Consider the following 13,676-nt stretch of genomic DNA (forward strand, 5'->3'; position numbering starts at 1 on the left):
AAATGCGATTATCGATGCGATGCATCTGGCGGTCTTTTGGCTGATAAATGCAAAAGGGTGAAGCCTATATCGTTACCTTTTTGTCTGAAGCTTACATTCAAGATGTCGACCGGGCCTTGGCATTTGGTCGCGTAAAGGCGGGCTCTCCGGACCTAACTGTTGAGGGTAGAGATCAGATCGCCATATGCAGTCGACGCCATTTTGATAACGTTGGGTGTGGATGCACCTGGCGATTAATAGAATAAGGGCGGCACTTTGCCGGCGCCGCCCTTACTTCAAGAGCATGTTGATCGCTCTACTGGAAAACTGCATCCGGGTTATCGAGGCTATCAGAGCCCTCGATTTCGATCCCGTCGGCTCCCAGCACGGCGATGACACGTTCGATTGAACGAGTCTGGTCGATGAGCCCATTCACACCGCCCATGATCAGCGCTTCACCTGCCGCATTACCGCGTTCTAGCATCATGTCGTAGGTAAAGCCCGCCTCTGCGGCAGTTTTGATGCGACCCAGCGCGAGTACCGCATTGGACAGTTTCGTCTTCATTTCCAGATCGAGCGCAGGATCTGTCGCAGCGACCAAATCAGACAGGGATGGCCCACTGACAATTGTGCCATTGATGGATGTATAACTTCCAAGATAGACTGACTGGATGCCAACACCGTTGTAGAAGTGATCGTTGTGGGTGTTATCGGCGAAGCAGGAGTGTTCCTCCTCTGGATCGTTCAGCATTACACCAAGGCGCATACGCTCACCCGCTGTTTCTCCATACGACAACGAGCCCATGCCAGTCAGGATAGCGGCGATGCCCGCATCGGAATCTGCCATCAATTCGGCCCGGGCTGCGCCGTCATCGGCCCATTGTCCTGTGATCCATTCCAGATCTGAGATCAGGAGATCGGTGGCTGCCACCAGATACTCCACGCGGCGATCACAATTGTCGTTCGTGCACGCATCGCCTTGCGCATAATCTGTCCAAGGACGATTGCCGGCGCCAGACCCGTGCCCGTTGAGGTCCTGCCCCCACAGAAGGAACTCAATCGCGTGATATCCGGTGGCGACATTCGCCTCCACCCCGTCAGCTTCTTGCAGCGTGTTTTCCAGCAAAGCGGGCGTGATGGTCGACGCATCAACCGTTTCGCCCGACAGTGTGAAAGAGGTGTTGGCGATGACGTTCAGTGTCGCAGCGGCGTTTTCATCCGTCGGCCCGCCATAAGACGAAGCGACATAGTCAATCAGCCCCTCGTCTAGAGGCCATGCATTCACCTTGCCTTCCCAATCATCCACAATTGCGTTGCCAAAACGGAAAACCTCGGTTTGTTGATATGGTACGCGTGCGGACAGCCAGGCCGCTTTGGCGGCCTCAAGGTTTTCCGACGATGGGCTGGCCACCAGCGTGTTGATCGCGGTCTGCAAGACCTTTGCCGAGGCTAGGCTATCAGCATATTTGGCCGCTGCCATGTTGGCATAATTGTCAAGAACGTCCGCTTTTTCGACAGCGAGAGCAGGCGTCGCAAGTGCCAAACACAGTGCCGTTGACGCAAGATAAGTGGATTTCATAAGTCTGTTCCCTATTAGTGAAGTACTGGTTGATGGGCTCGCATCTGGGCCACGGCCTTCGGTGCAGCAAGATTCATTTGTTTGAGTGCCAGGCCGAAATCCGCGGCAAGGCTTGTCAGGACGGGCGCCATGTCCGGGCGGACCATGAGGATTGCTATCAGCATCGCATCATCGCGGTCACCTTCAGCAGCGGTGGCAACGAAATGTGCAAAACTTGCTTCATCTGCGCCAACGCATCTGCATTTCAGTGCGTGTCGGCAGAATGGCCGACGCCCGTGTTGCACGCATATGCTGCACAACTCAGAAAACGAGGCGATAGCATTACTGCCGCGTGTCTCGCCTAGTGTATTCAGAATGTCTTTCATAACGCGTGTTTGCGTATCGGGCCCTTCGTACCACATTCTCAGATAGAGCACCGCTGCAGCTGTCAGGCCATCAAAGTCATCAAGGATGGCGACGGTGGCACCGCCGCGATTTGCGGGAAAAGTGGTCATTTCGTCAGGATGAGTTTGCCCGCGCGGGTGATCCGAAGCACATACATTTGGTCGTCCAGGATAATGTTTGCTTGACCGGTTTCGCTGACAAGATCGCGTGCGTCGAAACACGGCAAGTGTTGGGTTGGTTGAGTTGTCGGCGGCACAATTTTCTGCATACCCATCACATATCCCCTTCACGTCGGGCACAATGATCAAGCATCCATTCAAGCTGTAGTCCCGCGCGGCTGCCGTCATGCTGAAGGACTTCAAGTACTTCGGCTTTGGAAGGCACAGGAATGTCGTCATTGCGGCTGAGAGCTTTCTGTCTATCCACTGACTTTGGCATAAGGAGAAGTCCTTTCATCGAGTTGATCATCGGGCTTCCCGTGCTGTCGACATGGGTGGCTGGAACATGCGTGCAAATCTGAGTGATTTTATAAGGTATGTCAATCTGACAAATTTAATCAGGTATCTGGACAACCGAAAGAATCCTGTTAAATGCAAATCCTGAGTAAAATGCTCACAAAACAGGGATTGGATTATGAGACAGACCACGACCGCACTCATCGTTTGCGCAACCGCTGCTACGGCGATCGCTTCATCTGCCGCTGCCGAGGGTGAGTTGAACCTCTATTCATCGCGCCACTATGATACCGATGAACGGCTTTACTCGGATTTCACCGAAGCGACCGGAATTACGATCAACCGGATCGAAGGCAATGCGGATGAACTGATCGCGAGGATGGAAGCCGAAGGGGCTAACTCGCCTGCGGACATTCTGTTGACAGTGGATACCTCGCGATTGGAGCGTGCCAAAGATGCCGGTGTACTTCAGGCCATCGACAGTGAGGTGCTTGAGATGCGCATTCCCGCAAGTCTTCAAGATGCTGACAACCAGTGGTTTGGCTTTAGTCAACGCGCGCGTATCATCTTTTATGATAAATCGGATGTGACCGAACCGCCGCTAACCTATGTCGACCTCGCCGATCCAGCTTATGAAGGCATGGTCTGCCATAGGTCTTCTACGAATGTGTATTCGCAGACTCTTGTTTCAGCCATCATCGAAAATCACGGCGCCGATGCCGCGACTACATGGGCGCAAGGTTTTGTAAACAACTTTGCCCGTGACCCTCAAGGTGGCGATACAGACCAATTGCGGGGTCTTGTATCTGGGGAATGCGACATCTCGATTTCAAACACCTACTATTTTGCGCGGGCACTCCGCAAAGATGTGGACGGGTTGAATGCTGAGGCGCTCGCCAACATCGGCTGGGTCTTTCCTGCGCAGAATGCTGAAGGGGCCCACATGAACCTGTCTGGTGGTGGTGTCGCCGCTAATGCGCCAAACCGTGAAAACGCCATTAAGTTCCTTGAATACCTCGCCTCTGACCAAGCGCAGGAATACTTCAGCGCAGGTAATGATGAATACCCTGCTGTCGCGGGTGTTGGCATTTCGCCTTCGGTTGCAACCCTCGGTATGTTTCGCCCTGATTCGGTGGATCTGAGTAAGGTCGCCAAGAACGTGCCCGCGGCGCAGACCATCTTCAATGAGGTCGGCTGGGAATAGGCTCCAATCGACGATGTACCCAACCCGGGGGCGCGGCGTCGGTCGCGCCCTTTTTTATCGTGTTTCACGACCGATCCTGCGGCAAAGCAGGATCACGGGGATCAACCCGATGGCGACGATCACAAGGCTGGGGACAGCAGCGCCGCTGAGGCGTTCGTCAGAGGCTAGTCGGTGGGCCTGTACGGCCAGTGTGTCGTAGTTGAACGGCCGCATGATCAGTGTTGCCGGAAGCTCCTTCATCACATCCACAAAGACGATCAGCCCGGCGGTCAGCAGACTTGTCTTCAACATCGGCATATGCACGCGCCGCACCATCCCCGGCATGTCCTGGCCCAAGGTGCGTGCGGCTGCGTCCATGTTCGGACCCACGGCCGCGATGCCGCCGTCATAGGCACCGATCGCTGCGGCCAGAAACCGGATCATGTAGGCGCAGATCAAGAGCCAGATTGAGCCTGTGAACAAAAGCCCTGTTGAGATCCCGAATTGCGCACGCATCCAGGCGTCCAGCGTGTTGTCAAACAAAGCGAAAGGAACCAGCAGTCCAACGGCGATCACGCCTCCGGGCACGGCGTAACCGATGCGGCCCATGTAAAGTGCGAATGCCGACAGCCGGGTGGTATGTAACCGATGCACGGTACCAAGCAGAAGGGCCGCCATCACCGTTAATATTGCAGCAATCCCGGCAAGTGTGATCGAGTTCTGGATAAAGCCGAGGTAACGGGGGCTGAGCAGGTTCTGCTCTGACCCGATGGCCATTGTTCCCAGCGTAATCACTGGTACCAGCACGCCCAGCGCTACGGGCAGGGCGCAAAAGAAGAAGGCAATGGCCTGTTTTTGCGGGGCCAATGCAATGCGTTGCATCGGTGCCTTCTTGCGTCCATCGGTATAAGCCGCCCCGCCACGGCTCGACCGCTCCAATAACGCGATCAGGAGCGCGAAGGCGAGGAGCCCAAGCGCCAATTGTGCAGCAGCTGCGCGGTCCGCCAAGGTGAACCAGCTTGTGTAGATACCCACCGCAAATGTCTGAACGCCGAAATAGGCCACCGTGCCGAAGTCGGCGATAGTCTCCATCGCCACCAGCATGACGCCCGAGGCGATGGCGGGTCGGGCCATGGGAAGTGACACGGTCAGAAAGGCCACAAACGGCGATTTGCCCAGCACCCGCGCGGCAAGAAAGGCCGTCGCCCCTTGTACCGCAAAAGCGGCGCGCGCCAGAAGATAGACGTAAGGATATAGGACAAGCGTCAGCATCACCGCCGCCCCGCCCAGTGACCGGATTTCAGGAAACCAGTAGTCTCGCGGCCCCCAGTCCATCACATCGCGCAAGGTCGATTGGACGATACCGGGATGATCAAGGATGTGGGTATAGCCGTAGGCCAAGACATAGGCCGGAAAAGCCAGCGGGATTGCGAGGGCGATTTCCAGCCAGCGCCGCCCCCAAAAGTCGGTCATCGTCACTAGCCAGGCAGCCCCTGTGCCGATCATCGCGCTGCCAATCATGACGATGATCAGCAAGGCAAAAGTCGTGCTGGTGTAGCGCAGCAGCACTGTCTCGGCCAAGTGCAGCAGCGTATCGAATGAGCCCGTCAACGCGGCTGCCAACACGCCTAGATAAGGCAAAACGCAGATCGCGGTGACAAAGCCGACAATCCCGTAGATTGCGGGTGTCAGAAGGCCACGGAACGAACGGCGTTTGAGAACCTGAATGCTCATCCCATGTCGCTTACCTCGTTTTGACCTGCACGGGCAATCCGATTAATTCAGTCGGGAAATGGATGTTCCGCTAGCGTGGCGGTGGCCCGAGGGATGCGCGCAGCCGTAACTCCGTGTTTAGTTCCTGGCTTTCGAGCGGCGCGTCATCGTTCAAGTGCTGCACAAGCGCACGCGCGGCTCGCTGCCCCATATCTCTGTGAGGCACGTGGACAGTTGTCAGCAGCGGATAGGTGACCTGCGAAAGCTCGATATCGTCAAATCCGATGATCGAGACATCACCCGGCACATCCAGCCCCATGTCGCGGGCGCCGCGCAGCGCACCAACGGCTAGAACGTCGTTTCCGCAAAAGATAGCGGTGGGTTTTGTTGAGCCCGTCATCAATGCCGCAAAACCGATGGCCCCGTTTTCGATACCATAAGGGTATTCGACAATCGGCAGCGCGTCTGGGTTCAATCCAAATTGTACCATGGCGTCCTTCAGCCCCAGCAAACGGGCCTGTGCCCGATCATTGCGGGCCAGGGGCGCGGTCATCATGGCCAAGTGCCGATGTCCGAGTTCGAGAACCTTGCGGGCCATGTCGCGCATCGCGGCACGGTTGTCGAACCCGACCGACGGGCGCTCCGCTGACGGATCATACGTCCATGTTACCAGCGATGGGATCCGCTGCGCGTCAAGAAGCGCGTAGATTTGCGGGTCGCGAATATGCCCGATCAGCAGTAACGCATCGGCCCCGCGCGCCACGAGTGATCTGACCTGCGCCACCTCCAACTCGCGCTGATAGGATGAGCTTGCAACCATCAGATTAAAACCCAGCCGCCACAGTTCCTCCTGAAAGGCCTGCAAACCCCGCGCAAATATGGCGTTTTCCATTGTCGGGATGACGGCACCAATTGTGTTGGTGCGCTGCGTGGCCATCGCGCGCGCGCCGAAATTGGGCGAATAGCCAAGTGCCGTGACTGTCGCCATGACCTTCTCGCGGGTCTTGGCTGTTACCTTTTCAGGTTCGTTCAGACAACGCGACACCGTGGCGGTCGACACCCCGGCCTGCATGGCGACATCGTTCAGCGTTGGGCTCTGCGCCTTCATCATGGTCTTATTGACTAGGGTTGACTTCGGGTAATGTAAAGGCTTGCATTGCGCCAATGTAAGCGCTTACAACGACAGTAGACGGGCTTTCCGACGCTATCGAGTCGCGTGTTGGGATCTTGCTGGAAGCGCATCCCATGACGCTCTCGCGAACGAAAGGCTGACGGCTGACCTCGAAGAATGGGACCAATCGAAATGGCAAGAGAATACCTCAAAAGGGCCACGCTCACCGCTCAGTCAGATGCGACAGATGTGCATGATATCGTCAGCGGTATTCTGGCCGATATCGAAAGTGGCGGCGATGATGCCGCCCGCAAATACGCTGCCAAGTTCGACAAATATGAAGGCAATATCATCCTGACCAAGGAGGAGATTGCGGCCGCCGCTGACCTTGTCCCGGAAAAGCTGAAGGCGGATATTCAGTTTGCCCATGACAATGTGCGCCGCTTTGCCGAGGCGCAGAAGGCGACGGTCAGCAATGTCGAGGTTGAGATTGTGCCGGGCATGATTGCCGGGCAAAAGGCGATCCCGGTTGATGCGGCGGGCTGTTACGTGCCGGGCGGGCGGTATAGCCACATCGCTTCTGCGATCATGACCGTCACCACGGCCAAGGTCGCCGGGTGCCGCCATATCACTGCCGCCTCCCCACCGCGCCCCGACGTGGGCGTGGCCCCTGCGGTTGTTTATGCCGCGCATGTTTGCGGGGCGGACACGATCATGGCGATGGGCGGCGTACAGGGCGTGGCCGCGATGACCTTTGGCCTCTTTGGACTGCCAAAGGCCAATATCCTCGTCGGCCCCGGAAACCAGTTCGTGGCCGAGGCCAAGCGCATTCTCTTTGGTCGTGTAGGCATCGACATGATTGCAGGGCCAACGGACAGCCTGATCCTGGCTGATGGCATGGCCGACCCGATGATCGTCGCAGTCGACCTCGTCAGTCAGGCCGAGCATGGCTACAACTCACCGGTTTGGCTGGTTACCGACAGCCGCGATCTGGCGGAAGAGGTGATGGAGCTTGTGCCGACGTTGATTGATGATCTTCCGGAATTGAACCGGGAGAACGCCAAAGCAGCCTGGCGCGACTATGCCGAGGTGATCCTTTGCGCGGATCGGGAAGAGATGGCGGCGACCTCGGATGATTACGCGCCTGAGCACCTGACGGTTCAGGCCGAGGATCTGGATTGGTGGTTGGAGCGGCTGAGCTGCTACGGGTCACTGTTCTTGGGCGAGGAAACGACGGTGTCCTATGGCGACAAGGCCAGCGGGACGAACCATGTTTTGCCCACCTCTGGTGCTGCCTCTTACACCGGTGGGCTGTCCGTCCACAAATACATGAAGATCGTGACCTGGCAGCGCGCGACCCGTGATGGATCCAAACGCGTCGCCCTTGCCACCGCCCGGATTTCACGGCTTGAGGGGATGGAGGGTCATGCCCGTGCAGCTGATGTGCGGCTGGCCAAATACTTCCCAGGTGAGAATTTCGACCTGAGCGCAAATGAATGACCCCCGCCAGCTTTTTGACCTGACGGGGCGCGTGGCCTGCGTGACCGGGGCCAGTTCCGGCTTGGGCCAACGTGCGGCCAGCGTTCTGGCAGGGGCTGGGGCGCAGGTTGTCGGTGTCGCCCGTCGCGCAGAGGCTTTGGCGGAGTGGGTCACGGCGACAGGGCACAAAGCCACCGCAGTTGCGGCAGATTTGTCGCAGCGTGACAAGCTTGGCGGTATCGCAGCCGAGGTATCCGGCGCCTTTGGCCCACCCGACATCGTCGTTCACGCGGCGGGTATCAATACCCGCGAAGCGGCGGATGATGTGACGCCCGAAGGATGGGACGTCACCATGAACCTGAACCTTGCCGCCCCGTTTTTCCTCAGCCAGGCCTTCGCTCCCGCGATGACGGCCAAAGGGTGGGGGCGGATCGTCAGTTTTGCCTCGCTCCAGACGACGCGCGCGTTTCCGGGTGGCGTCAGCTACGGTGCATCGAAGGCCGGCATCGCCCAACTGACCCGCGCAATGGCCGAAGCTTGGTCAAAAGACGGGATCACCGCGAACGCGCTTGGCCCCGGATTTTTCCCAACGGAATTGACAGGCCCGGTCTTTGCGGACCCGGACCGCGCCGCGCGCAACGCCGCGCAGACCTGTGCCGGTCGCAACGGCGAACTCGCGGATATCGACGGGCCGCTCTTGTTTCTGTGCTCGGACGCCTCGGCTTATGTGACGGGGCAGGTCTTGATGGTCGACGGGGGGTTCACTGCGAAATGAAGGCGCTGGTTTACGAGGGCCCCGAACAACTCAGTCTGCGCGACGCGCCGAACCCTGTGCTGACGGAGGATCAGCATCTGGTGAAGGTGGCGGCGGTCGGCATCTGCGGCTCTGATATGCATGCATATCTGGGTCATGACGAGCGCCGACCGGCCCCGCTGATCCTGGGGCACGAAGCGGCAGGTGTGATCGTCGGCGGGCCACGCGATGGGGAACGTGTGACGCTGAACCCGCTGGTGACGTGTGGCATCTGCGAGGCCTGCTTGACAGGGCGGGATAACCTTTGCCCCGAACGCATGATCATCTCGATGCCCCCGCGTGAAGGGGCGTTTGCCCAATATGTGGCGATGCGGGCTGAGAACCTGATCACAGTGCCGGGGCATGTCTCATTGGAAAAAGCTGCCTTGGCAGAGCCGATTGCCTGCGGCTGGCATGCCGTGCGGCTGGCGAAGGAACGGTTGGGCGCGGGGAGCCACACAGCGCTTGTTCTGGGCGGCGGTGCCATTGGCCTCGGCGCTGCATTGTCGTTGGTGGCGCAAGGCGTGCACGACATCACATTGGTCGAGCCAAACGAAGGCAGGCGGACCTATCTGACGGACAAATGCCGACAACACGCAATCGCACCCGATGATCTGACCAATGACATGATGTTCGACATTGTTATCGATGGCGTCGGTTTCGCGAAGACACGCGCCATAGCCTCCGCCCATGCAAAGCCGGGCGGTGTGATCGCCCATATCGGGCTGGGCGAGGCGACGGGTGGTCTGGATATCCGGCGGATGACCCTGCAAGAGGTCACGTTCATCGGCACCTACACTTACACCGCACAAGACTTTCGCGACACGGCGCAAGCGATCTTTGACGGTCGCCTCGGTCCGCTCGATTGGGTCGAGATGCGCACGCTTGCTGACGGCCCTGCCGCATTTGCCGATATCCGTGCGGGCCAAGTCGCGGCGCCCAAGATCATCCTTCACCCCTGAACCTGCCATACCAACAGGAGAACACCAGACGTGGACATCAACCAGAAAATCGTCGATGACTTTGTCGCCAACGATGTGTCATTCATCACGACAGTGCCGTGCAAGCAGCTGGCTGGCGTCATCGACGCCGTTGAAGCGAGTGAGAGCATCTATCACATCCCTTCAAACAAAGAGGATGAGGGGATGGGGCTTTGCGCAGGCGCCTTCATGGGTGGCAAGCGCCCCGCGATCATCATGCAGAACACAGCGATTGGCGTGACCATCAACACGCTGGCCACGCTGATCCAGTATTACCGGATGCCACTGCCGATGCTGATCAGCTACCGGGGTGAGTTGCGGGAGCCGATCGCCTGTCAGGTCGAGATGGCCGTGCATACCAAGGCGCTTCTCGCGCAACTGAATATCCCGACCTATCACTTCCACTGGCAAAAAGACGTCGAAGAGTTCGACAACATCCTGAAATACACCTTCATGTGCAACAAACCCGTGGCTATCCTAACCGATGCCAATTTCTGGGGAGGCTATGGCGACCAATGATCCGTTCTGAAATCCTGCGTGAGATCGCGCCTATCATTCGTGACCATCTGGTGATCTGCAACATCGGCCTGCCCAGTCAGGAACTGCATTCCATCGACGACCAACCCACCAACTTTTACATGCTGGGCACGATGGGGCTGTCGTCTTCCATCGGCCTTGGGCTGGCCCTGGCCCAGGACAAGACGGTCATTTCGATTGATGGCGATGGCTCAGTGCTCACGAATATGGGCACATTGCCCACCATCGCGAACAACGTGGCCGACAACTACATCCTGTTGATCATCGACAATGGCTCTTATGGCTCGACCGGGGATCAGCCGACTTATACTGGAAAGAAGACGTCATTGACGGCAGTAGCCAAGGCGTGCGGCTGCGATAATGTGATTGAGGTCCAGGACAAGGATCTAGGCCCCGTCCTGCAAAAGGCGATTGATGATCGCAAGATGACAGTGATCGTGTGCAAATGTGACAGCGGCAATATCAAACTGCCGGTTATCACGATGGACCCAGTGGTCATTCGCGATCGTTTCATGAAAGCTGTCGCCAACTGAACGCGCCGCCAGCCCGGGCGGAAAAGGAAACCTGATGCAGCCGCTGCGGGGCATTCTCTACAAAGTCATGTCCGTGGCCCTGTTCATGGGCATGGCAAGTCTGGTCAAGGCGGCATCGGCAGATGTGCCGCCGGGCCAGGCCGTTTTCTTTCGTTCCTTCTTTGCCCTGCCGATCATCTTTGGCTGGCTGGCCCTGCGCGGAGAGCTGCGTAATGGCTGGAAGACAAAGAACCCGATGGGGCATTTCTGGCGGGGGCTGATCGGGACAAGTGCGATGGGTCTGGGCTTTACCGCCCTAGGGCTCCTGCCACTGCCCGAAGTGACGGCCATCGGTTATGCCGCGCCGATCTTTGTCGTGATCTTTGCTGCGATGTTTCTGGGTGAAAAGGTGCGCGCGTTCCGCCTGTCTGCCGTCGGGCTTGGCATGATCGGCGTGCTCATCGTGCTTTCGCCACGGTTGAGCCTTGGAGGAACGCTCGACGTCTCACAGACTTTGGGTGCGGTCGTGGCATTGATGGGTGCCATCTTTGCCGCGCTTGCGCATGTGTTCGTGCGCAAGATGGTGGCGACCGAGACCACCGCAGCCATTGTGTTCTGGTTTACGGTGACGTCCTCGGTTCTAGCGCTTTTTACACTGCCCTGGGGCTGGTTGATGCCGGACATGTCGGTCGCCGTGATGCTGATTAGCGCGGGCCTGCTGGGCGGGGTCGGCCAGATCTGCCTGACCTCCAGCTATCGCTATGCCGACGCCTCGCTTGTCGCGCCGTTTGATTACACATCAATGATCCTGGCGCTGACCATTGGATATCTCATCTTTGATGAAGTTCCTACGGGCACGATGCTGATCGGTGCAATGATTGTGATGATCGCCGGGGTGCTGATCATCTGGCGGGAGCGGCGGCTGGGCCTGCAACGTGCGCAGCAGCGCAAAGCCACCGGGCATTCGGGCAACTAGCTTGCACGGCTTGGCACACCGAAGCGAAAGAAGAAATCGCGTACATGCGCGAGCTTGCGGGCAAGTCCTGGCGGCGCTTTGTGCACACGCAAGCCAAGCTCTGAATAGATCGGCCACAGATGCACTGACTCATCAGGCGACAAATGCGTGGCAAGTTGCGATGGGCTGCCGCCTTCGGGATCGAGAAATCTACGCGGAATGTTAAAGGGGAGGGATCCGCGTGCGCGGGCCATGACTTTTTGATTGATCCGTATCAATTGGCGCGGATCCACGTCCTGCCTTTCGACTGCCAATTGATGTGATCGGTAATAGCCTGTGTCCCAGTTCAACAGAAGCTGCGCAAAGATGTCAGATGGGCCGGGACGGGTCGGCAGCGGGCGCGGCATATCCAGATACTGGCCGGGATCACTGCGAAAGAAGGCATGGACCGCAACGGCAAAATCACATTGCGTCTGACTGATCATCCAGTGGACCAGCGTATCATGCTCCGGACCACGGGTGCGGCGGATCGTTTCGAGCCACAGTTCCTGCGGTGACGACTTCAAAATGTTGCGAAGCGTCTCTTCTGTATGGTTTGGAAATAGTGGTCTGGTGCGGATCTGTGTCATATTTTTATAGGTTTTGCTGGCGTCAGCCTTAGTGCTTAAACCGGGCCGAACTTGGGCCAAGATAAGACATTGCTTTGCCGTCAATCTCGTCTGGTTTGAATACATGCCGTTTGATTAGACGCGCGAATCTGTCCGCGTCTGTGCTATAATGCACGTATCAGACCGAGGAGGAGACCATGAAAAAGCACATTTTGGATCGCCCACGGACAGCGCGCAAAAGCTGGATTGGTCAGGCGTTGCGCATAGAAAAGGGGGTGCGGCCTCATCATGGCAGCCTGAGGCTGCAGCGGCGTTTGCGGGCGACCGGTGCCAAGCAGCGCACGCTGCAATATGTCAGAATTGCAAGACAGGACGCCGATCTGATCGGTGTGCATCTCTAGCCGACGAAATGCACCACGCGGATCGGCTGTCGGTCCGCGTGGTGTCCAAATGACGTGGCCTAGAGGCGCACCGTCTTTTCGTATTCCTCGGCAATATCGCGGGTCATCGCGCCGACGTCGAAATTGTAGTCGCCGATCTGCCCAACAGGCGTGACCTCGGCAGCAGTGCCGGTGAGCCAGCATTGCTCAAACCCTTCCAACTCATCAGGCATGATCACCCGCTCATGCACTTTGATCTGGTGATGTTCCAGCATGCCGATCACCGTCTGGCGCGTGATCCCGTTGAGAAACGCGTCAGGTGTCGGCGTATGCACCTCACCATCCTTGACGAAAAAGATGTTCGCGCCCGTCGCTTCGGCCACGTAGCCGCGATAATCGAACATCATCGCGTCCGAGCATCCTTTGGCCTCAGCCGCGTGTTTCGACATGGTGGCGATCATGTATAGCCCTGCCGCCTTGGCTTGCGAAGGCGCGGTCTCAGGGCTGGGGCGCTTCCATTTTGCAACGTCGAGCTTGGCGCCCTTGAACTTCGCGTCGCCATAGTAGCTGCCCCACTCCCAACAGGCCACGGCGAGATGGACGGGGTTAGCAGCGGATGCGACCCCCATCATGTCCCCGGCGCCGCGCCAGGCGACGGCCCGGACATAGGCATCGGTCAAACCATTGGCTTCCAGCGCTGCTACCTTGGCGGCTTCAATCTCATCGACAGTGTAGGGAATTTCCACATCAATCAGCTTGCCGGATTGGATCAGACGCTCGGAATGTTCGCGCGATTTGAAGATCTTGCCGCTATAGCAACGCTCCCCTTCGAATACCGACGAGGCGTAGTGCATCGCGTGGGTCAGGATGTGCACATTGGCGCTGCGCCAGTCGACAAGCTGCCCGTCCATCCAGATTTTGCCGTCCCTGTCATCATATCCGCCAGTCATCACAGCCTCCGCTAGATTTGCAATAATTACTCCGATAGGTCCGTTTCGGACATAATATTGCGCAATTTCTGCGTTTCG

The 13,676-nt window shown here is 57.9% G+C and carries 15 protein-coding genes; 8 read left to right on the forward strand and 7 right to left on the reverse strand.

The window, feature by feature from the left end; all coding sequences use genetic code 11:
* Positions 1–295: 295 nt before the first annotated feature.
* From SLH49_RS00005 to hemP, 3 genes are read right to left on the reverse strand one after another with little or no spacing between them, the layout of a single operon-like run.
* On the reverse strand, positions 296–1,558 hold the full coding sequence (locus tag SLH49_RS00005; RefSeq protein WP_320267134.1) for an imelysin family protein: 1,263 nt from the start codon (positions 1,556–1,558) through the stop codon (positions 296–298).
* 14 nt (positions 1,559–1,572) lie between these two features.
* Complete coding sequence (locus tag SLH49_RS00010) at positions 1,573–2,052, reverse strand: hypothetical protein (protein WP_320267135.1); 480 nt, start codon at positions 2,050–2,052, stop codon at positions 1,573–1,575.
* Positions 2,049–2,216, reverse strand: coding sequence for a hemin uptake protein HemP (gene hemP, locus SLH49_RS00015; protein ID WP_320267136.1), 168 nt, complete (start codon positions 2,214–2,216; stop codon positions 2,049–2,051). Before hemP ends, SLH49_RS00010 begins: the two co-directional genes overlap by 4 nt.
* Positions 2,217–2,575: 359 nt before the next feature.
* Here hemP and SLH49_RS00020 point away from each other — a divergent pair, with 359 nt between their 5' ends.
* Complete coding sequence (locus tag SLH49_RS00020; protein WP_320267137.1) at positions 2,576–3,601, forward strand: extracellular solute-binding protein; 1,026 nt, start codon at positions 2,576–2,578, stop codon at positions 3,599–3,601.
* Between the two features lie 54 nt (positions 3,602–3,655).
* Here SLH49_RS00020 and SLH49_RS00025 read toward each other — a convergent pair whose 3' ends face one another.
* Complete coding sequence (locus SLH49_RS00025; protein ID WP_320267138.1) at positions 3,656–5,314, reverse strand: iron ABC transporter permease; 1,659 nt, start codon at positions 5,312–5,314, stop codon at positions 3,656–3,658.
* Between the two features lie 70 nt (positions 5,315–5,384).
* On the reverse strand, positions 5,385–6,404 hold the full coding sequence (locus tag SLH49_RS00030) for a LacI family DNA-binding transcriptional regulator (protein WP_320267139.1): 1,020 nt from the start codon (positions 6,402–6,404) through the stop codon (positions 5,385–5,387).
* Between the two features lie 192 nt (positions 6,405–6,596).
* Here SLH49_RS00030 and hisD point away from each other — a divergent pair, with 192 nt between their 5' ends.
* Genes hisD through SLH49_RS00060 form a run of 6 tightly spaced genes read left to right on the forward strand, consistent with a single transcriptional unit; the run spans position 6,597 to position 11,681 of the window.
* A complete protein-coding gene (hisD, locus tag SLH49_RS00035) occupies positions 6,597–7,904 on the forward strand; it encodes a histidinol dehydrogenase (RefSeq protein WP_320267140.1) in 1,308 nt (435 codons plus the stop codon).
* Positions 7,897–8,658 (forward strand): SDR family NAD(P)-dependent oxidoreductase, encoded by a 762-nt coding sequence (locus SLH49_RS00040; protein WP_320267141.1) that lies wholly within the window; start codon positions 7,897–7,899, stop codon positions 8,656–8,658. Before hisD ends, SLH49_RS00040 begins: the two co-directional genes overlap by 8 nt.
* Positions 8,655–9,638, forward strand: coding sequence for an alcohol dehydrogenase catalytic domain-containing protein (locus tag SLH49_RS00045; RefSeq protein WP_320267142.1), 984 nt, complete (start codon positions 8,655–8,657; stop codon positions 9,636–9,638). The genes SLH49_RS00040 and SLH49_RS00045 overlap by 4 nt, the downstream gene beginning before the upstream one ends.
* A gap of 30 nt (positions 9,639–9,668) precedes the next feature.
* On the forward strand, positions 9,669–10,175 hold the full coding sequence (locus SLH49_RS00050; RefSeq protein WP_320267143.1) for a thiamine pyrophosphate-binding protein: 507 nt from the start codon (positions 9,669–9,671) through the stop codon (positions 10,173–10,175).
* Entirely contained in the window at positions 10,172–10,726 is a 555-nt protein-coding gene (gene comE / locus SLH49_RS00055; protein WP_320267144.1) for a sulfopyruvate decarboxylase subunit beta, read from the forward strand. The genes SLH49_RS00050 and comE overlap by 4 nt, the downstream gene beginning before the upstream one ends.
* Positions 10,727–10,760: 34 nt before the next feature.
* The gene (locus SLH49_RS00060) at positions 10,761–11,681 is read left to right on the forward strand and encodes a DMT family transporter (protein WP_320267145.1); all 921 of its coding nucleotides are present in this window, start codon (positions 10,761–10,763) and stop codon (positions 11,679–11,681) included.
* On the opposite strand, the gene SLH49_RS00065 is transcribed toward SLH49_RS00060, so the two are convergent.
* Entirely contained in the window at positions 11,678–12,289 is a 612-nt protein-coding gene (locus SLH49_RS00065; protein WP_320267146.1) for a hypothetical protein, read from the reverse strand. The two genes, SLH49_RS00060 and SLH49_RS00065, sit on opposite strands and share 4 nt — an antisense overlap.
* A gap of 176 nt (positions 12,290–12,465) precedes the next feature.
* On the opposite strand from SLH49_RS00065, the gene SLH49_RS00070 reads away from it, so the two are divergent.
* Positions 12,466–12,669 carry a hypothetical protein gene (locus SLH49_RS00070; protein ID WP_320267147.1) on the forward strand — a complete coding sequence of 68 codons (204 nt, stop codon included), beginning with the start codon at positions 12,466–12,468 and terminating at the stop codon, positions 12,667–12,669.
* A gap of 59 nt (positions 12,670–12,728) precedes the next feature.
* Here SLH49_RS00070 and SLH49_RS00075 read toward each other — a convergent pair whose 3' ends face one another.
* Positions 12,729–13,598, reverse strand: a complete 870-nt coding sequence (locus SLH49_RS00075) for a branched-chain amino acid aminotransferase (protein ID WP_320267148.1) — start codon at positions 13,596–13,598, stop codon at positions 12,729–12,731.
* Positions 13,599–13,676: the final 78 nt, after the last annotated feature.

Source organism: Cognatiyoonia sp. IB215446 (assembly GCF_033963825.1).
In the GTDB taxonomy this organism is placed as follows: Bacteria; Pseudomonadota; Alphaproteobacteria; order Rhodobacterales; family Rhodobacteraceae; genus Yoonia.

Excerpts from the sequence above, each read along its gene's own strand:
- hisD (WP_320267140.1), top strand. The coding sequence starts at position 6,597 with ATGGCAAGAGAATACCTCAAAAGGGCCACGCTCACCGCTCAGTCAGAT.
- SLH49_RS00065 (WP_320267146.1), bottom strand. The coding sequence starts at position 12,289 with ATGACACAGATCCGCACCAGACCACTATTTCCAAACCATACAGAAGAG.
- comE (WP_320267144.1), top strand. The coding sequence starts at position 10,172 with ATGATCCGTTCTGAAATCCTGCGTGAGATCGCGCCTATCATTCGTGAC.
- SLH49_RS00020 (WP_320267137.1), top strand. The coding sequence starts at position 2,576 with ATGAGACAGACCACGACCGCACTCATCGTTTGCGCAACCGCTGCTACG.
- hemP (WP_320267136.1), bottom strand. The coding sequence starts at position 2,216 with ATGGGTATGCAGAAAATTGTGCCGCCGACAACTCAACCAACCCAACAC.
- SLH49_RS00025 (WP_320267138.1), bottom strand. The coding sequence starts at position 5,314 with ATGAGCATTCAGGTTCTCAAACGCCGTTCGTTCCGTGGCCTTCTGACA.
- SLH49_RS00030 (WP_320267139.1), bottom strand. The coding sequence starts at position 6,404 with ATGATGAAGGCGCAGAGCCCAACGCTGAACGATGTCGCCATGCAGGCC.
- SLH49_RS00040 (WP_320267141.1), top strand. The coding sequence starts at position 7,897 with ATGAATGACCCCCGCCAGCTTTTTGACCTGACGGGGCGCGTGGCCTGC.
- SLH49_RS00045 (WP_320267142.1), top strand. The coding sequence starts at position 8,655 with ATGAAGGCGCTGGTTTACGAGGGCCCCGAACAACTCAGTCTGCGCGAC.
- SLH49_RS00075 (WP_320267148.1), bottom strand. The coding sequence starts at position 13,598 with ATGACTGGCGGATATGATGACAGGGACGGCAAAATCTGGATGGACGGG.
- SLH49_RS00010 (WP_320267135.1), bottom strand. The coding sequence starts at position 2,052 with ATGACCACTTTTCCCGCAAATCGCGGCGGTGCCACCGTCGCCATCCTT.
- SLH49_RS00070 (WP_320267147.1), top strand. The coding sequence starts at position 12,466 with ATGAAAAAGCACATTTTGGATCGCCCACGGACAGCGCGCAAAAGCTGG.
- SLH49_RS00060 (WP_320267145.1), top strand. The coding sequence starts at position 10,761 with ATGCAGCCGCTGCGGGGCATTCTCTACAAAGTCATGTCCGTGGCCCTG.
- SLH49_RS00005 (WP_320267134.1), bottom strand. The coding sequence starts at position 1,558 with ATGAAATCCACTTATCTTGCGTCAACGGCACTGTGTTTGGCACTTGCG.